The organism is Algoriphagus lutimaris, from assembly GCF_017051705.1.
In the GTDB taxonomy this organism is placed as follows: Bacteria; Bacteroidota; Bacteroidia; order Cytophagales; family Cyclobacteriaceae; genus Algoriphagus; species Algoriphagus lutimaris.
This window is the reverse complement of record NZ_JAFIDJ010000001.1, coordinates 460,305-478,781: the sequence shown is the minus strand read 5'-3', so window position 1 is coordinate 478,781 and position 18,477 is coordinate 460,305. Positions and strand designations below refer to the sequence as shown.

Genomic DNA, 18,477 nt, shown 5'->3' with positions numbered 1-18,477 from the left:
GTTTTAGCGTTTCGTATCTCCTCCTTTGACTAAGTTATAATATTCTCTTAAAGCTCCTCGATTGATGGCATGACAGACTTTGAGAATTGCCCATGACTCTTTGGGCGAAACAGTAAAAATTTTTTTTAAAGCAAAACGATATCTTTTTATCACAAAATCTATAAAAAAGGCACGAAAACCCTGCTTGTTTTCCTGATACCTCAAGCTAAAAGTCCCTCCTATAAGTCTTTTGTATTTATTTACTAAATCTTGGGTATGGTATCTAGCAGGGTGTATTACTTTAATCTCATCTCTATAAACAATTTGGTATATATGACTTATTTTCCCAGATAATTCAGAGTCTCCATTGGATTTCAATTGGGAATTGAAATTTCCAAATTCGGCTAAAACAGATTTGTAGGAAAACCAATTGGCAGTAATGGCATGTCCTTCTTTGGCATAGGATTCAGTCGTAAAACCCGTATATTTTTCATAAATTTCAGCATCAGAAAGTGCCTTAGTATTTTTGAAAAACAGTGGTACAGGTCCGGTAAGGATTCCAATTTCTTTTCTGAAATCCTGTGAAAAAAGGTTCCAAGCGTTTTTCAACCAATCCCGATCCGGCAAACAATCTGAATCTGTAAATGCAAGTATCTCTCCTTTAGCGAAACCAATTCCTTTATTCCTAGCTGCATAAGAGCCAGGTCTTTTTTCATTCAATACTTTTAAGCAATAAGTTAGATTTACTAAATCGGAAATGTCTAAATCATTTTCAGGGTCATTATTTACAACTATCACTTCCCAATTTTCTATATTCAGTGTTTGAGAGTTAAGGCTATTCAACAAACCCAATAGCCTCTTTTGATCATTGTAAACAGGAATAATGACAGAAATCCTAATCATTATTTTCCCGAGAGTCTAGATAAAAGGGGTTTATGAATCCTGAAAAAACTTTTAAGATATTTCGGTCGAATGATACAAGTAAAAAGATTTGAAAAATAATATTTACCAAAAATCTTAAACTCTCTTTCTTTAAAAGCATAATAAAAAAGATTATTTTTTATTTCAAATAATTGATCATTTATAGATTTTCTTTCAGGAAAACTTTCTTTCAATAGAAGGTAAGTATTATAACTCAACTTGGATTTTTTAAAACTATTATTTGAAGACCAAAGCCCATTGGAGTGCTGCCGATAATAAGAGGGTAAAATTGTGCTATCATAATAAAAATCTCCGAATTGAAGTAAATAAGTCCAAAGAAAAGTATCTCCATTAACAACAACCTTTCTAAATTCTTCAGGAAGATTAAAATCTTCTCTTTTTCTAAAAACCACTGAAGCAGAGGGAATTTCCGGCATTCTCAGGATTAATTCTTCAAAATTCCAATTCCGCTTTTGATTTTCATCAATGGAAGTTGAAGTAACATTTCCATTTTCATCACACATATACCTATTATGAAAAGAGGCTATATACTCAGGATGACCTTCTAAAAAATCTACCTGATTTTGTAATTTATTCGGGTCGGACCAAAAATCATCACTATCACAAATACTTACATAATTTCCCGTACAATTTTCAAGAACCCAAAGGTAATTTAAAGTGGAACCAATATTTTTTTCTTGCTTCTTGTATTTTATCCAAGAACCTCTTGGATGCGTTTCAATTATCTTTTCAACTATCTCTCCTGTTTTATCAGGTGAATTGTCATTTGAAATAATTAATTCAATTTCAAAATCAACTTCCTGCATCAAAACTCCCTCTATAGCTTTTTGGATATATTTTTCGACCTTGAAAGCAATCATACAAACACTTACTTTGGTGCGGTTGCTCATTTTATTCAAGTATAAAATTTAGTCATTTGCTCCAAAAAAATTCTTGATCCACATTGTTCAATAGCTATTCCTCTGATCTTATTGGGATCATAAACTGAAAGATTTATTTTGATTTCTAGAATAGCTTGTGCTAATGCAATAGGGTTTTTTACCGGAACCACTAAACCTGTTTCCTTGAATATGGAATCTTCAACTCCTCCGTTTGAAGTGCTAATAATTGGCAATCCACACATCATTGCCTCTCTTGCGGCAATTCCATGAGGTTCATGAATGCTTGGAGAAACAAAGACGTGACCTGTATTCAATATACCTGCTATCTCACCCCTTCCTATAAATGGAAAGAATTTACCGAAATTATAAATCCCTAGCTCTTTGCTTTTTCTAACAAATGCATTTGAATCAGGATCAGTTGACATTTCATCTGCCCCTTTCCCGATCATAATAAATTTAAAATTCTGAGTTTCTTTTGCTAACTCAGCAATTGCTTCCAAAAAAGTATCAAATCCTTTGATAGTAAAAGAATTCAGGATTGTAATTATAGTAAATAGCTTATTTCTCCTTTTTAACTGGATATGATAACGAGATTCGTCCACTAGATTCCAAATAACCTCAGGATTACAGTTAGGCTGATTCATTAAAATTTGCCTTCGCTCGTCATAGCTAACAGCTGCTGTTTTTTTTGCAGCTTTAAAAGCAGCCAACACCAACTTGGCTTTGAATCGAGAATAATAATGGAAAACAAAGACTTGATGTTCAATAATTACAAAAGGGATATTATGAGTTTTAGACAGGTCATGCGCATAAATACCCGCATCCATACCGCTTTGAGCGTGGAGAAGATCAGGTATAAATCCAATACCTTTCAAGGATAAAAAAGCTTTTTGATAGAGTCTAATAGCCAGTTTTACTCTGAGCTTTTCCGGAAACCTCCTATTATTAGGAATAATAAATCCATAAGCTTCAGGACTTTGAATAACGAATTCCTTTTGGATTGGCCAGGTACGTTTTACAAAACTCAAAAAGTAAATCCATGCTAATTTCAAAAAAGGAGTGGATCGCTCCTCTCCATATAAAACAAGCATTTGGCAAACTTTGGACTGGCTTAAAAATTCGGCCTGTTCCCTAAAAAATGATCCATTTAATGGTCTTTTTGGTGTAGGATACCATGAAGGAATAATAAGAATTTTATGCATTTGATTAGACAAACTCACTGATAAGGCTCAACTTATTCAATGGACATATCAAGTAATTTCTGTTTTCTTGAGAAGAATTTTCTCCCAATCGGGACACTTCCAGTAGCCCATCAGATTCATCAATTTGGAAAAACTTAACAGTCCCTGTAGAATACAAGCTTGCTACTTTATCGCCTAACTCTCTATCTTGGATTTCAAGTAAAATAATGGGATGATGGAGTTTTAACATATTGCCATATCCTTTAAGGACTTCATACTCATATGTTTCCACATCAATTTTAATTAAATCAACCTGTGGAATTTCATTTTCTTTTAAAAAATGGTCAAGTCGATCAACCTGAACAAAAATTAAATGTTGTTTTTCCGGTCTCCAATCTTTATTTAAACTACCATGATTGGTATTTTCTGTGGTGAAAGAATTGGCTCCAGTATTATAAAAGGGGAATTCACCTTCTTTATCTGAAAGGGCAAGTTTGTGGCAAAAGATGTCAAAACTATTTATAGTATTATTCTTTTTCAGAACCTGAAAAATATTTGGTTGAGGTTCAAAAGCATGAACAGTGGCTTTAGAGTTATAGGCTTTGGCCATCACTGAAAACCATCCAGAGTTTGAGCCAATGTCTAAAATTGTTTTGGAAGATTTTGCCAATTTACACCAGATTAATCTCGATTTTTTTTCGTAATTAAAATTTTCAAAACCAGCCCAAAACATTTCCGTCTCCCAATAAAAAGCATTATTGTAAAGCCAGAAGGAAACTCCATCATTAGTTTTTACCCTAAACTTATCGAAGAAGGTTCGCTTTTTAAAATTTAGAATTGGTTGTAGTGGTCGAATAACTTGATAAAATGGCCTGGCCAAATTATAATGATAAAAGCTTTTAATTTTATTATTCATTTATGAATAAGGTAAGCCTCAGACACTCCTTTCTTTTCAAATTTTCCAACAACACTAACGAATGGAAAACCAGCATGAATCAAATCATTTTTACTAATCCCCTCTTCTGGTAAAACCACATCATATTTGTATGCTTTATATCCCTTTTCAAGTTTTCTTGAAACTCTATAAAGCGCATAATAATACCATTTGGCTAGCCAAAAAGGAATGATACCATCCCAAAAAGAATTCAGAGGAAAATAAGATTCCTTTATAATGTAATTGAAAACTTGCATGTCATAATTCCCATCATCCCCAAGTTCAGAAAATAGATCTATCATCTCTTGGTATACTTTTTTTACAATCTCTGTTTTTCCACCAATGGTTCCAGGTGTAAATTGAGGGAAATTAAAGAAACTAACAGGCAATTTCTTTTTTAATTTTTTATCAAAATGAAATAAAGCTTCTATTGCCCATAATCCGTCCTTCCAAGTCTTTCTAATCCCTCTTCCGATAAATAATTTATCAGGATTTAACTCGAATAGTTGTAGAGGATTTTTATTTATGATTACATCATTAATATCAGTTGAAACAACATAGGCATCTGATTTCAGTTGTTGAATAAATTCATGGAAAATAAAAAAACGTTCATCATTAAGCGAATGAGGACCCAATTCACACCTTACAAATGATATTCTATCTGTTTGGTATTTTATCTTAAACTCATCTGAAATTGTGTCACAAAAAATCATTCCCCATAACCCTAATTCATTTACGCTATCATACCAATTCTTAAAATAGTCAAAATTATTTACTGCTTGCTGGGAAGCCCTCATAGGATCCATCTTGGAAGTGAAATAAGTGGACAATAAAATCAACTTATCACTTGATGAATTAAAAGCAGACACTATATGGGCATAATTTGATTTAATTCTAATCATCAAAATTAATTAAATCTTTTAGGGAAATTAAGTTAAGAAATCATTCATTGTAAATCCTACCACGAAAAGCCCATTTAATTTTTGAAAGAACATAAAACAAGTGTGGGAAAAAAAACATAATATAATCCTGAAATGAAAATACATACCCTTCATTTTTCAAAACATCTCTAAAATAGGGAGCTATATTATTTTGAAATGATTCCCTAATCGAAGAAGATGTAATTCTAACAATATATTTATATCTTATCTTTTTGTTCAGACTCTTTTCCCAATGCTTTTCATAAAAAGGAATACAATGTTGATAATTGATATTTTTAATGTCAGATCTTGTCCAATTAACTTGGACATCATAATTTTCAAAGTATTTCCAAGGACTTATCAAATGTGCCCTAATAAAAAAATCATAGTCTTGGTGACGCTTTAGGTCCTCATCAAACATAATTATTTGAGCAAGTTCTATTTTCATTATTAAAGACGGAGTTGGACAAAAGACACTATCACTTAAAATAAAATCAAAGATTGATTCATCTACATGAATATCTCTTGATTTTAGGGTGATAATACCATCTTGCTTTTTAACTAAGGCTCCACTAAAAATTGAAACACAATTATGTCTTTTTATAAAATTCATTGCCCGCTCAAGCCTTTGAGGAAACCAAACATCATCTGAATCTAGAAAAGCTACAAATTCTCCTTTTGCTTGTTCAATCGCATAATTTCTAGCAGCATTACCTCCCGGCTTCCGGTCTCCCGGTCTTTTGTAAAGTCTGAACCTTTGATCTCTTTCTGCGTAATCCTCCAATATTTCCCAAGAATTATCGGTACTGTGATCATCCACTATGATACATTCCCAATGGGGGTAAGTCTGTAAAATCACAGAATCTAAAGTTTCCCTCAAATATTGAACTTTGTTGTAGTTTGGAATAAGGACTGATACTATATGGATATTCATTAGCTGGGAGAAGTAATTATACTAGTATCCCTGGAAAGTCTAGTATATCTTCCATTTGAACTAACATATAACATAGAGAACTTTTCTTTCAAATTCCGCAAAACAAATTGCTCATCTGGCCTATCTGTATCATCTAAAAATAGAATAGATGATCCATTAACTCTACCATTTAGAAACTCGACAACTCCATACCTAGCAAACTTACTCCCAAATCCTTTTGGTCCATCTATAATCACTAGATCATAACTTTTAAACCTTACTTCGCAGGTATTGGGTATATCAAACCACTCTCCTTTTCTTTCATAAGAGAATTCATTACTTGAAGTAATACCAAAAGCGAAAAACTTAACTCTTGGACATTGGGGTTGAAGATATTTTTGCCAGTCTCCGTCTTGGTCTATACTTATAAACTCGGGGTTATAGTCTAAATCAGAAATTAAGTTATTCAAAATAATTGTTGACAAACCTGAACCAATTTCCAAAATAATTTTCGGTCTATTGATGACTATATCATTTGCAATGTGCTGAATCGTTTGAAAGGAAAGAGAAAAACTAGTTTCAAAAACATATTCCTTTGGAAAATAAGGCTTCAAAACCTCTATAGCTTTTAACTCTTTAAATCTATAATCTTGATTCTGATTAATTTTCCCGAATAAAAAATTGTATTCAAGCTTATTTAGCCCGAATAACTTATCTCTTAATTTGACAATCCAATTCATTATTATAATACTTCAAATGGATAGAAAATGCTAGACTGACTATTGGGGACTTTCAACTTACTAAATAATTCTCCTGAATTTGAAACAGAAAACGTTAATACGCTAGGAAACCAGTCAGATACATCTATCCCATCATGTATGAATACAGTCAAAATATAATCCCCTGGTAAAAGCAGGTTTTCATTTACTTTAAATACAATTTCTTTTTTATAAAAATCAAAACCTTTTTTGATTTCTGAACTCATCCAAACCAGTCTTTGACCATATTGATTATCTATTCTTATATCAATCCTAGATTTAGATAAGTCAATAGGTATATTTATTTTATAGGTTAACTTTATATGGAGTGGCTCGCCTGTCACTAATTCAGCTAAATGATCCTTATTTGAAGAAACCATAATTTCTTCCAATTGAATATTCTTATTTCCAGCACCAACTATTTCAGCTTCTTTAATATTCAATAAATTATTAGTTTTTTCACCTTTTAAATAGTACTTCAATGCAATATCTGTATAGTCATTCGCTTCTATTGTTCCATTTCTAAGTAAAATAGAATGGCTACATAAATTTCTAACTGCATCCATATTATGGCTAACAAATAATACTGTTCTGCCCTCCTTTTGACTTACATCCTCCATTTTTCCCAAGCACTTCTTTTGGAATTCATAATCCCCTACTGCCAAGACTTCATCAATTATCAATATTTCAGGTTCCAAATGCGCAGCAACAGAAAAGCCCAATCTTACCCGCATACCCGAAGAATAGAATTTAACAGGAGTATCCACATACTTTTCTATTCCTGAGAAATCAATGATTTCGTCAAGTTTACTATCAATTTCTTTCTTGGTCATTCCCAAGATAGTCCCATTCATGTAGATATTCTCTCTTCCACTTAGTTCTGGATGGAATCCTGTTCCTACTTCCAGAAGAGCTGCTACCCTTCCTATCAATTCTATTCTTCCTGATGTAGGCTCAGTTATTTTGGATAGGATTTTCAAAAGGGTAGATTTACCTGCTCCATTTTTTCCAATAATTCCCAACACCTCACCTTGCTTCACCTCAAAGTTGACATCTTTCAATGCCCAATGCACTGAATCACTTTCGGCTTCGAATTTTCCAAGGCTCTGAATCCTTCGGAAATTTTCAATTGGGGCCTTTAGATTATTTATTAGTTGCTGAGTGAAGGTATCCGCCTTTTTTTCCTGCAGCCCTATTCGATAGCGCTTGGAGAGGTTTTCTACTTTAATTATTGTGTCGGACATTTTTAGAAATTCAAAAGGATAAATTCAGAAAGCTGAAAAGTTGAACTAGGGTTTTAAGCGACATCAGCAAATACTTTCTCCATCCGTCTAAAGTAAAACAAGCCAAATACAAAGAGTACTGTTGCCACAATACTTCCTGGCCAGATCCATTCCCAAGGCATAGGTCTATCTAAGAACCCTGCACGTATTCCTTCAATCACTCCTGCCATAGGATTTAGAGAATAGGCAAACTGCCAAACCTCGGGAACAGCGGTGGTACTATAAACAACAGGCGCTCCATAGAGTAAGAGTTGGATTATAAAGCCAAGCGCGTATTTAACATCTCGGTATTGTACCGCCATTGCCGAAAGGATCATTCCTATTCCCAAAGAACACATCAACAATTGAAGCAAAAGCAACGGGAGTACTAGCAAGCCCCACCCCGGCATTATCTGAAAGTAAATCAGAAGCACCAAGAGAACAATAAATGAGATTCCAAAATCTAACAGTTTGGAAAAGATAGCGGCGAGAGGCAAAATCAATCTGGGGAAATAAACTTTGGTAATCATCCCAGCATTAGCCACCAAACTATTGGCTGATTCAGACAAGGTACCCGAAAAATAAGACCATGGCCAAAGTGCTAAATAGGAAAAAAGGATATAAGGCATACCATCAGAATCAACCTTAGCTAATCCTCCAAAAACAAGGGTAAAAATCAGCGTAGTAAATAAAGGTTGGATAATAGCCCATCCAATTCCAAGTATGGATTGCGCATATCGAGCCTTGATACCCCTGACAGTTAGAAAATAAAGGAGATCTTTGTACCTCCAAAGTTCTTCGAAATCAATAAACTGCCAACCTTTAGTGGGTTGGATAACGGATTTTTTCAAAAGGAATTAATTATTGGATAATAAAATTTTATTCGAAAGATCTTGTGAAAAATCCTTTGCAGACTCTATAGTTAAATGAAGTCCATCTTTAAATCCCCATTTACTTTCTGTAATAGTAAAATCAAAATATGAAACACTAAATTTTTTGGACAAAAAATCCATCCTTGACTCAAAATCAGGGTCTTGGAATTTCTCAATCTTAAGGATGTCTCGATGTAATGGCATCCTTACCAAAATCACCCTACCCTTCTTTTGTAATAAATCAATAGTCTTTTGAAGGTATTTAAAACGCTCTTCCGAATAACTGTATTTGTTCAAATAGTCAGTGTAAAAATCTATCATAAAGCCCCTTCTCTGATTAATAGCACTTTCTTGCATATTACCTGTTGTTTCAAACCAACCATCTACATGGAGTTTTGATAAATTATTTTTGATTCTCATCAGAATAATTTCATAAAATGACTTTTCAAACCAATAGAGTAAATAATTTAGATTTGGATTGGAGTTTACGTTTTTGATTGCAGCTAAAAACCTGTCATTCTCTTCGAACTTATCTGGGTTATTGGGATCTTTTATATCACTTGAAATGCTCCAAGGATCCACTGTGACAATAAAGCACCTTTCCCCATCATATTCAGCCAGTTTCTTTTTTATACTTTCTAAATAAGATGCTCCAAAAGGAGAATTATAAACTGTAAATGAATAATTATAAAGCTTCGCTGGATAGACATCAGCTAATCGATCATTTAAAATCGAAGGTATTATTCCTTGAGCAGCCTTTGAATTCCCCAAAATCAATGCCTCTTGCTTGGGAGTTACAAATCGCTGGTAAAATGGATCCGCAGTACCATTTTCTAACAGTAAAACCCCATACAATGAGAGCAAAGGAAAAAAAGAGAAAATCAATACTCTGAGTAAAAACCGATTCACTTTTTAAAACTGAAAATAGATAAATTCCTGTTCTTTTCTGGCAAACAGAAATACTGCCATAACCAATCCATAATACAAGCCATAGCGAATTATAGCCGGTTTTCTAAATGCCATTTTTTGAATCGCAAATTCTTCTCTCCTTCCCATCCATTCCAAAATGATGAAAATCAGCACCCAACCAATAAAAAGGTAAACTCTAATATCCATTTTTGGCATTGAAAGAATACTGGAGGAAAATAAATGAGTTATATAAGTTCCAGCAGTATTCAAATCTGGAGATCTAAAGAAAATCCAAGCCAGAGTGGTAACTGAAAAAGTAAGAAGTACTTGGCCTAGGTCATAGAATGTTGGTAGAGATCGGTTTTGTGCCACGATTCCTATATTCACCCGATTTTTCCCAAACCAAAAGAGAGGAATAAAGAGAAGGGCATTGATGCCTCCCCAAATAATAAAGGTCCAATTAGCCCCATGCCAGAATCCAGAAACCAAAAAGATGATTAAGATATTCCTAAGGCTTTGGGTTTTACTTCCCATAGATCCTCCCAATGGGATATAAAGGTAATCTCTAAACCAGGTAGAAAGAGAAATATGCCATCTTCTCCAGAATTCAGCTATATCCCTAGAAAAATAAGGAAAAGCAAAGTTTTGCATCAAATGAAAACCAAAGAGTTTACCCGTCCCGATAGCGATATTGGAATATCCTGCAAAGTCCCCATAAATCTGAAAGCTAAAAAATACTGCCCCGATTAACAGATTGGAGGCTGGCTGACTTTCTGGGTTGGTAAATGCTTGGTTTACAAAGACTGCGCAGTTATCTGCTATCACCACTTTCATAAAAAGCCCCCAAAGAATCTGTCTAAGCCCATCCATGGCTAAGGTATATTCAAAGCTTTTCTTCTGAAAGAACTGAGGTAATAGATTAGATGCCCGCTCAATAGGACCTGCCACGAGCTGTGGAAAGAAACTTACATAAGCGAAGAAGGCCATCCAGTCTTGGGTAGGTTCCAGCTTGCCTCGATATACATCGATGGTATAACTCAAAGTTTGGAAGGTATAAAAGCTGATTCCAACAGGAAGAATGATATTCAGGGTATGGATATTGGCCTGAAAGCCCAAAAGATTTATAAAGTCTACTGAGGATTCAATAAAGAAGTTGAAATACTTAAAGAAGCCAAGCAGACCTAGATTGAAGGCTAGGCTGATGGCTAAATAGAGTTTTTTTCTTGTCAATGAGACCACTCTCTGAGTTCGAGGTGATTTGGACTTGGGGTCATTTCGATTGGAGCTTGCGGAAGGAGAAATCTCTTTAACTGATGAGATTTCTCCCTTCGGTCGAATTGACTTCACTCCCTCTTCGTTCGAGATGACTGTCGCCATCTTTAAGCCACACCAATAATCCACAGCTGAACTCGCAATAATCAAGAATAAAAATCTCCAATCCCACCAGCCATAAAAGAGATAGCTGGCAGCTAAGAGGAAAAAATTTCTAACCTTTAAGTTTTTACTAAAAACATACCAGTAGAGTAGAAATACTACTGGTAGGAAAATCAAATATTCGTAAGAATTAAAAAGCATTAAACCCCGTGCTCTTATTTTTTGACTGAAACTCAGTTCCTATCATTAAAATTCCTTTGACCAGATTCCATGAATAATTTGGTACTCAACCTTATGTTATAAAACCTCAAATAATTTTAGACTAATCATCCTTTATCTTATTGAATTAAGCTTTTTTCTTAAAATGAAATTAAGAATTCAAGTTTTTCAAATTTGATAGACAATCAATTCACCAACACTTTCATATACTTTTTCCTTCTCCTTCTTATCCAATAAAACAGTCCACCAAGGACCAGAAAAATCAAGAAGTAGCCAAGAATCGAGGTAAATTCTGGTAAATGAATGGCCCACTTTTGAACTTCCCAATTAGGAAGTAAATCTGGATTCCAGCTTGTTAAATAATCACTCAGTATTTCATTATTGATTGGTAGCCAAGTCAAAGAAATTCCTAATGCCATTACTCCATAAAAAATCAGCTCTTTTCCGGTCCATTTATATCGCTTCATGCTCTTGATTACCACGACTCCCCAAATAGGGATCCAAGCTGCCATGTTATTAGCTTTAAAAAAAGGAAGGAACAATACTCCTATCATTAGGATAAGACAAATGGACCAGCCCAACCTACCCATCTCTTGCAAAAAGCGCTTGATGTAAACCAAAGTAACCAAAACCAATACTCCCCATTGGAGTGTGACTGAAAGGATAAAATCCCCCGGAAATCTAAAAACACCATCACCAATTCCTTTCAAAATTCGAAAAACCCCCAAAGATTCATTGTTGCCTGAGAGTAAAACCAAAATCAATAAAATTCCAGTGAGGTACATGATTCCTTTGCTCAATCGGGATGAATGAGTCCTTTTCTTTAATTGCCTAATCGCCACGTCCCAGTCCAAGCTATTATTGACAGCCACATAGATGATCCACACGGGAAGTAATAATAGTGCCAGCCCATGAAATACCTGATCTACAATGGGTTCATTTTTCCAATCCCAAATCCCCCATCCTATTATGGAAAAGATGATGATGGTAAAAAGAGAAAATACAACAGGACTTGCGGATTTTGGTCGCTCCCCTTCGTATAAAGGCAATTTGTCCCCTGGAAGAAACAACATCAAGATACCAGATATCAATAGCAGAGGGGAAACAAAAGCCCCAATTACTGATAACATTCCCAGTTTGAATTTTTCGTATCTAAGAAAATAATTCATTTGCCCCACCCCCATGGTAAAAGCCATCATATCAGGTGAAAAGGGATGATACCATACGGATTTGAGCCATGCAAAATTGAAAAAGAAGAGAATAAAGCCTAACGTGATTAAAGCACTATTTAGCCTAAGTTTCTTTGCGATTCGTAAATACCAGTAGATTGCTAAGCCAAGATATACTACTTGCCAAATCAACATTCCATTTCTTAGACCTTCATCATCTTTGACAATATGAAAAGCTGAAAAAGATAAATTCAACAAAGCAAAAGGAAGAATCCTTGTAAGCTGAACCAAGTTATAGCTGGAATTTTCTATATCATCTAGAAAGAACCTGGCAACATCCCGATAAAAAACACCGCCTCCAAAAGCACCGTCATTTACAGGAATTTTCTCTCCATTGATCTGAAGGAATACGATTAGGGCGATAAATGCTAATAAGAATAAGTTTCTCAAAAAAAGTAAACTGTTAAATTCATTTGTTGAAATTTATACCTAATTACAAGAAATCAAATCGATAATTAAATTACTTCAAACTATTTTTTCAATCCCTGAAGAAAAAACGTGCATTAGTTTTCTTATGCTATAAAACTGTTCAATACTGGAAGTTTGCATAACTTATTATTAAAGCTTCGCTCTTTCACTCCCATTTCTGCAAGCTAGCGACTGAGTAATAAATTTACTCGGTTGGATCGGATTCGCAAATTTTATGATACCTGATTTTCGATTTCATATTTAGGATTTAAGATATACGGTTGAAATACCATGGAAATAGTCCCTTCGGGAGAAATACTTTTTTTAAATCCAACTTAGGTTTAGTCCAAAATATCTCACGCAGCATATTTCAAGCGAGGCACGAACTTTTATTTCGCCGCAGGCGTATCTCAGCGGAGCTGTATTTCTCCGCCAAAGGCGGATTATTTCAGCCGAGGAACGAGGCTATATTTCGCCGAAGGCGTATCTTTTTAATTCAAGATAGCCCTACGGGCAGATATTTTTAAGATAGGATAAATTTCAATCCATTTAATTAACACCCAATTGTTATCTTAATTTCTCAATTCATCAAACCTTCACTTTTATCAATAATCCCAACACTCATGAACCGCTTTCGATTGTCCTTCTTTATTTTTTTAACATTCATCCAATGGACCCATGTACTTGGACAGGAATATGATTTGGTCATTTATGGAGGAACTTCTGCCGGAGTAGCAGCAGCCATCCAAGCCTCCAGAATGGATAAATCAGTGGTGTTAATTGAACCCAGTCATCGATTGGGAGGGCTGACTACCGGTGGGTTGGGTCAAACGGACATAGGAAATAAACAGGCGATTGGAGGAATTAGTAGGGAATTCTACCGAGGTATCAAGGAATATTATAAGCAACCCGAACATTGGAAATGGCAGAAAAAAGAAGAATACAAAGACGGAGGTCAAACGACTACTGCGGAGGGAGAAGATGCCATGTGGACGTTTGAACCCTCAGCAGCCTTACAGGTTTTTCAACAGATGTTGGATCAGGAAGAAGTTACCATAGTTTATGGAGAACGGCTACTGAGAACAGAGGATGGGGTCGATAAAACGAATGGAAAACTAACAGCCATTACCATGGAAAGTGGAAAGAAATTCCAAGGTAAAATGTTTATGGATGCCACCTATGAAGGTGATCTAATGGCTACTGCGGGGGTTTCTTATACAGTAGGAAGAGAGGGCAACAAAAAATACAAGGAATCCCTGAATGGAGTCCAAGCAAATTACTATGCCCCTACCTTACAAAACAAGGTTTCCCGCAATGCCATCAACCATAATTTCGTCCCAGGTGTGGATCCCTATATTGAAAAAGGTAATCCTTCCAGTGGTTTACTCCCCTTTATAAATCCAGAGGGACCAGGAATCGATGGAGCTGGGGACAACAAGGTTCAGGCTTACTGCTTTAGAATGTGCTTGACGGATCATCCTGATAATCGAATTCCATTTGAAAAACCTGAAGGCTATCAGGAATTGGACTATGAATTACTGATCCGAAATTATGAAATGGGAGAAGCTCAGGTTCCCTGGATCAATTCCTACATGCCCAACCGAAAAACGGACACAAATAACCGTTTGGGCTTTTCCACTGATTTCATTGGACAAAACTATGATTATCCGGAGGCCAGCTATGAAGAACGGGAAAAGATCGTGGAAGCTCATAGAAAATACCAGCAAGGTTTGATGTGGACCTTGGCCTATCACCCAAGAATGCCTGAAAAAATACGAAATGAAGTCTCTAGATGGGGTACCAGTAAAGATGAGTTTGAACGTGAGGACGGTTGGCAAAACCAATTGTATATCCGGGAAGCAAGAAGGATGATCAGTGATTTGGTGATGACCCAGCATCATTGTGAGGGCTTAGAGGTCGTAGACGATGGAATTGGCCTGGCAGCTTATGGGATGGATTCGCATCATATTCAGCGCTATGTGGATGCAAACGGGTTTGTGCAAAATGAAGGAAATGTAGAAGCCCATGTTTCTGGCCCCTATCCGATCAGCTATAGATCCATTATTCCTAAAAGATCGGAAGCCCAAAACCTCTTGGTCCCTGTTTGTATCAGTGCTTCACATATTGCTTTTGGATCCATCCGAATGGAACCTGTTTTTATGGTATTGGGTCAATCCGCAGCAATTGCAGCGGCGATGGCAATCGACGAATCCCTTGCGGTTCAGGATATCCCCTATGCTTCTTTGAAGGAAACCCTTTTAAAATATAAGCAGCGGTTGGAATAGGGAAGTTAAAAGTGAAGAATGTAGAGTTGAGAATTTAAAATGTAAAGTGGGAAGTTTAAAATATTTAGAGATTTGAGATTCGAAGAATAGAATAGTGTTCAGTAGGCAGTAGCAGTGATCAGAATGAATGGAATTTTTTAGAGAATGGAGTTTTGAGTGAAGTGAGCTAAAAGTGAAAAATTTAAAGTGAGGAGTTTAAAGTTGAGCAGGAGCTACTCCCCCTTAAGAAGATATTTAGATTAGCGCAAATTTGAAATCAAAGGGGGCTAGGAGGATTTGGAAGAAGGGAACAGTGTTCAGTAGGCAGTCGCAGTGATCAGAATGAATGGAATTTTTTAGAGAATGGAGTTTTGAGTGAAGTGAGCTAAAAGTGAAAAGTTGAAAATGAGAAGTTTAAAGTGAAGAATTGGGGATAGATCAGGATTTAAAATTTCAGATTTATGATTTATGGTTTTTTGGAAATACTATTGAGATACCGTTGAAATAGTCCCTTCGGGAGAAATACATTGAAATAGATATAAGATAGCCTGAAGGCAGATACGAAGATAAGCTTCCCTGCGGAAGCGAGATATTCAAAGAATTTTGTGAACGAAAGGCCTATCTCAGCCGAGGAACGAGGCTATATTTCGCCGAAGGCGTATTTCACGAAGTATATCTCAGGCGACGAAGGAGCCTCTATTTCGCCGAAGGCGTATCTCAGCAGAGCTGTATCTCTCCGCCAAAGGCGGATTATTTCAGCCGAGGAACGAGGCTTTATCTCGCCGAAGGCGTATTTCAAGCGAGGTACGAGCTTTTATTTCGCCGAAGGCGTGTCTTTTAATTCAAGATAGCCCTTCGGGCAGATATTTTTAAGATAGCATAGATATCAAAAGAGAAACCATATACCCCTATCTCGCGAAGCCTATCTCAGGCGACGAAGGAGCCTCTATTTCGCCGAAGGCGTATCTCAGCAGAGCTGTATCTCTCCGCCAAAGGCGGATTATTTCAGCCGAGGAACGAGGCTATATTTCGCCGAAGGCGTATTTCACGAAGTATATCTCAGGCGACAACGGAGCCTCTATTTCGCCGAAGGCGTATTTCAACCGACAACGTAGCTTATAAAACATTCGAATAAAGATTTTTTTAAAATCCCACGCAACCAATTCGTAACTTCCCCTGTATGGGCTAATGCAAGCTTGGGAATGTGAAATCTGACAAACTGGAAAAAGAAATCTGGCAAGGCCTGGTGGATAACAACCGTAAATACCAGGAGATTCTGTATAGACGCTATTACAGTTATGGAATGAGTATATGCCTACGCTATACCCAGACCAGGGAGGAAGCGAAAGAAATCTTGCACGATGGTTTCATGATTCTCTTCAAAACACCGAGGAAATTGGATCCATCATTACCCTTCAAACCTTGGTTTAGAAGAGTGTTGATTAACCGATGCATTAATCATTTCAAAAAGCATCAAAGAAAAATGGATGAAACTGGGTTTGATCAGATTCCTGAGTCAGAAACTAACGAACCAAGCCCATTGGAATCCATGCAATACGAGGAATTATTACAATTGATTCTTCGGTTGCCAACCGCTTATAGAGCTGTTTTCAATTTATATATTCTGGATGGCTATACCCATGATGAAATTGCCAAGTTATTGGATATCAGCGTGGGAACTTCCAAATCAAACCTTTCGAGGGCAAGGCAAAAATTAAGAGAGATGTTAAACACCCAAGGCAATGAGCGAGAATTTCTTCGACAAGAGCGATAAGGAGTTGGATGAACTCTTGAAAAAGATTTCCGAATCAGCGGATATCCCCTTCTCAGAGCAAGATTGGTCTGATATGGAGTCTCGGTTGGATCAAAATCTTTCAAATGGGACAATTGATTGGAAAACGTCCATCTTAAGCTGGTTCGCGGCTTTGCTCCTGGTGGGTGCCTTATTGAGTTCCATTTGGGATAGGCAGGATCCGACTCAGGAGTATCAATCAGAACAACATGAGGACTTTCTGGAGCCATTTCCGCTTGAAAACAATACTACTCAGGAAAGCAGTATTTCCAGCCTAGAATCAAATGAGTTGGAAGAAAGCGCCTTTCAGGAATCTTATGCTAAAAGGTCAACCTCAAAAAGTGCTTCCATCATACCCTCTATCCACCAGCAGCTGCCTTCAAATGGAAATTCCCGTGTACAAACCAGTAGGTATGATCATCCTTTTCCTGAGGAAGAGAGAAATGGGGCAATTCCAATTAAGAGTTTGGAAGGACTGGAACAATCACTGGAAAAGGGATTGAACACTTTCTCTTTAGTAGCGCCTAATGAGGAAGAATATAAAAAAGTAAGTAAGCAGGGAAAGGAACAATTTGGAGGAAAATTCAATATTTCAGTTCAGGTAGCTCCAGACATCAGTGCAATTCAAATCGATCAATTGCGTAAAGCAGGAAATATGGCGGGTTTGGGTGTCGAATATTTCATCCTACCAAAATTCAGTTTGTCTACTGGAGTCTATTATTCTTATAAGCCATACAGTGGAGATCAGGGCTATCATTCAAACTATGGTAATGAACCAACTTATGTAATTGGAGCCTGTGACATACTCGACATTCCTTTGAATTTAAAGTATTATCCTTTCGAGGGGAAAGTTCAACGGTTTTTCATCAGTGCAGGAGTGTCCTCTTACCTCATGCTGAAAGAAAAGTATGAACTGGAATATGATAACGAAGACACAGGATATCCCTATACAAGGGAGTTGGAAGTAAAAGGTGCCAATCAGCATTTCTTAGGAATAGCCAATATCAGCGTGGGTTATGAAAGAAAACTCGGTAGGCAAATCAGTTTACAGGTGGAACCCTATTTCAAGGTACCCTTTTCAGGTGTAGGAGAAGGGGATGTTTCATTAAAAAGTACCGGAATATTTATAGGTCTAAAATTCTATCCTAGCCAAACACTAAAATAACCATAACACATTCTTAATAAATATGTTAACCTCTTATAGATAAAAGAGGACTGGAAATTATTTGCTAAAATTTTAATCCCTACAACTATGAAAACAATATTCTTGAACAAAAAAACCAATTGGGCAATCATCGCCACATTTGTTTCAGCTCTGATGATTAGCATTTCCTGTTCCTCAGATTCGGAAGATCAGTTGCCTGCTCCACCCACCAATGAATGTGACGGAAGCACTGCCTCACTGGCCAATGATATTATTCCTATCATTCAGCAAAATTGTGCGGTGGCGGGATGCCATGTTTCTGGTACAGGAAGAGCAAATTTATCCACCAAGGAGAATATCATTTCATTCGCCAGTCAAATCAGAACCAATACCCAAGCTGGCGTGATGCCTCCTTCCTCTTCAGGCAAATCCCTATCTGATTCTGAAAAAAAACTGATCAATTGCTGGGTAGCCAATGGTGCTAAAGACAATTAAT

At 36.4% G+C, this 18,477-nt stretch carries 16 protein-coding genes; 4 read left to right on the top strand and 12 right to left on the bottom strand.

From position 1 onward, the window contains the following. Window positions 1-3: 3 nt before the first annotated feature. The 12 genes from JYB62_RS01920 to JYB62_RS01865 form a co-directional block, all read right to left on the bottom strand. Complete coding sequence (locus tag JYB62_RS01920; RefSeq protein ID WP_207758585.1) at window positions 4-882, bottom strand: glycosyltransferase; 879 nt, start codon at window positions 880-882, stop codon at window positions 4-6. Further along, the gene (locus JYB62_RS01915; protein ID WP_205643760.1) at window positions 882-1,811 is read right to left on the bottom strand and encodes a glycosyltransferase; all 930 of its coding nucleotides are present in this window, start codon (window positions 1,809-1,811) and stop codon (window positions 882-884) included. Before JYB62_RS01915 ends, JYB62_RS01920 begins: the two co-directional genes overlap by 1 nt. 5 nt (window positions 1,812-1,816) lie before the next feature. Beyond that, window positions 1,817-3,004, bottom strand: coding sequence for a glycosyltransferase (locus tag JYB62_RS01910; RefSeq protein ID WP_205643759.1), 1,188 nt, complete (start codon window positions 3,002-3,004; stop codon window positions 1,817-1,819). Window positions 3,005-3,008: 4 nt separating this feature from the next. Further along, entirely contained in the window at window positions 3,009-3,899 is an 891-nt protein-coding gene (locus JYB62_RS01905) for an FkbM family methyltransferase (RefSeq protein WP_205643758.1), read from the bottom strand. Next, a complete protein-coding gene (locus JYB62_RS01900) occupies window positions 3,896-4,819 on the bottom strand; it encodes a hypothetical protein (protein ID WP_205643757.1) in 924 nt (307 codons plus the stop codon). The genes JYB62_RS01905 and JYB62_RS01900 overlap by 4 nt, the downstream gene beginning before the upstream one ends. A gap of 40 nt (window positions 4,820-4,859) precedes the next feature. After that, a complete protein-coding gene (locus JYB62_RS01895; RefSeq protein WP_205643756.1) occupies window positions 4,860-5,771 on the bottom strand; it encodes a glycosyltransferase family 2 protein in 912 nt (303 codons plus the stop codon). Continuing rightward, on the bottom strand, window positions 5,771-6,490 hold the full coding sequence (locus JYB62_RS01890) for an O-methyltransferase (protein WP_205643755.1): 720 nt from the start codon (window positions 6,488-6,490) through the stop codon (window positions 5,771-5,773). The genes JYB62_RS01895 and JYB62_RS01890 overlap by 1 nt, the downstream gene beginning before the upstream one ends. A gap of 2 nt (window positions 6,491-6,492) precedes the next feature. Further along, on the bottom strand, window positions 6,493-7,752 hold the full coding sequence (locus JYB62_RS01885) for an ABC transporter ATP-binding protein (RefSeq protein WP_205643754.1): 1,260 nt from the start codon (window positions 7,750-7,752) through the stop codon (window positions 6,493-6,495). A gap of 53 nt (window positions 7,753-7,805) precedes the next feature. Beyond that, window positions 7,806-8,621: an ABC transporter permease gene (locus JYB62_RS01880; RefSeq protein ID WP_205643753.1), complete on the bottom strand. Its 816-nt coding sequence runs from the start codon at window positions 8,619-8,621 to the stop codon at window positions 7,806-7,808. Window positions 8,622-8,627: 6 nt separating this feature from the next. Beyond that, entirely contained in the window at window positions 8,628-9,551 is a 924-nt protein-coding gene (locus tag JYB62_RS01875) for a hypothetical protein (protein WP_205643752.1), read from the bottom strand. Window positions 9,552-9,554: 3 nt separating this feature from the next. After that, window positions 9,555-11,126: an MBOAT family O-acyltransferase gene (locus JYB62_RS01870; RefSeq protein ID WP_243431416.1), complete on the bottom strand. Its 1,572-nt coding sequence runs from the start codon at window positions 11,124-11,126 to the stop codon at window positions 9,555-9,557. A gap of 203 nt (window positions 11,127-11,329) precedes the next feature. Continuing rightward, window positions 11,330-12,763, bottom strand: a complete 1,434-nt coding sequence (locus JYB62_RS01865; protein WP_205643751.1) for a hypothetical protein — start codon at window positions 12,761-12,763, stop codon at window positions 11,330-11,332. A 641-nt stretch (window positions 12,764-13,404) separates the two neighbouring features. Between JYB62_RS01865 and JYB62_RS01860 the strand changes: the two genes are divergently transcribed. The 4 genes from JYB62_RS01860 (at window position 13,405) to JYB62_RS01845 (ending at window position 18,476) form a co-directional block, all read left to right on the top strand. After that, window positions 13,405-15,066, top strand: coding sequence for an FAD-dependent oxidoreductase (locus tag JYB62_RS01860; RefSeq protein WP_205643750.1), 1,662 nt, complete (start codon window positions 13,405-13,407; stop codon window positions 15,064-15,066). 1,183 nt (window positions 15,067-16,249) lie between these two features. Next, a complete protein-coding gene (locus tag JYB62_RS01855; RefSeq protein WP_205643749.1) occupies window positions 16,250-16,819 on the top strand; it encodes an RNA polymerase sigma factor in 570 nt (189 codons plus the stop codon). After that, window positions 16,788-18,002 (top strand): porin family protein, encoded by a 1,215-nt coding sequence (locus JYB62_RS01850; RefSeq protein WP_205643748.1) that lies wholly within the window; start codon window positions 16,788-16,790, stop codon window positions 18,000-18,002. The genes JYB62_RS01855 and JYB62_RS01850 overlap by 32 nt, the downstream gene beginning before the upstream one ends. A gap of 87 nt (window positions 18,003-18,089) precedes the next feature. Further along, window positions 18,090-18,476, top strand: a complete 387-nt coding sequence (locus JYB62_RS01845) for a 2-polyprenyl-6-methoxyphenol hydroxylase (RefSeq protein ID WP_205643747.1) — start codon at window positions 18,090-18,092, stop codon at window positions 18,474-18,476. The last annotated feature ends 1 nt before the right edge of the window (window position 18,477 follow it).

What these genes read in the sequence shown, in the direction of transcription:
- JYB62_RS01920 (WP_207758585.1), bottom strand. Translation starts at nt 882, where the DNA reads ATGATTAGGATTTCTGTCATTATTCCTGTTTACAATGATCAAAAGAGG.
- JYB62_RS01915 (WP_205643760.1), bottom strand. Translation starts at nt 1,811, where the DNA reads ATGAGCAACCGCACCAAAGTAAGTGTTTGTATGATTGCTTTCAAGGTC.
- JYB62_RS01910 (WP_205643759.1), bottom strand. Translation starts at nt 3,004, where the DNA reads ATGCATAAAATTCTTATTATTCCTTCATGGTATCCTACACCAAAAAGA.
- JYB62_RS01905 (WP_205643758.1), bottom strand. Translation starts at nt 3,899, where the DNA reads ATGAATAATAAAATTAAAAGCTTTTATCATTATAATTTGGCCAGGCCA.
- JYB62_RS01900 (WP_205643757.1), bottom strand. Translation starts at nt 4,819, where the DNA reads ATGATTAGAATTAAATCAAATTATGCCCATATAGTGTCTGCTTTTAAT.
- JYB62_RS01895 (WP_205643756.1), bottom strand. Translation starts at nt 5,771, where the DNA reads ATGAATATCCATATAGTATCAGTCCTTATTCCAAACTACAACAAAGTT.
- JYB62_RS01890 (WP_205643755.1), bottom strand. Translation starts at nt 6,490, where the DNA reads ATGAATTGGATTGTCAAATTAAGAGATAAGTTATTCGGGCTAAATAAG.
- JYB62_RS01885 (WP_205643754.1), bottom strand. Translation starts at nt 7,752, where the DNA reads ATGTCCGACACAATAATTAAAGTAGAAAACCTCTCCAAGCGCTATCGA.
- JYB62_RS01870 (WP_243431416.1), bottom strand. Translation starts at nt 11,126, where the DNA reads ATGCTTTTTAATTCTTACGAATATTTGATTTTCCTACCAGTAGTATTT.
- JYB62_RS01860 (WP_205643750.1), top strand. Translation starts at nt 13,405, where the DNA reads ATGAACCGCTTTCGATTGTCCTTCTTTATTTTTTTAACATTCATCCAA.
- JYB62_RS01850 (WP_205643748.1), top strand. Translation starts at nt 16,788, where the DNA reads ATGAGCGAGAATTTCTTCGACAAGAGCGATAAGGAGTTGGATGAACTC.
- JYB62_RS01845 (WP_205643747.1), top strand. Translation starts at nt 18,090, where the DNA reads ATGAAAACAATATTCTTGAACAAAAAAACCAATTGGGCAATCATCGCC.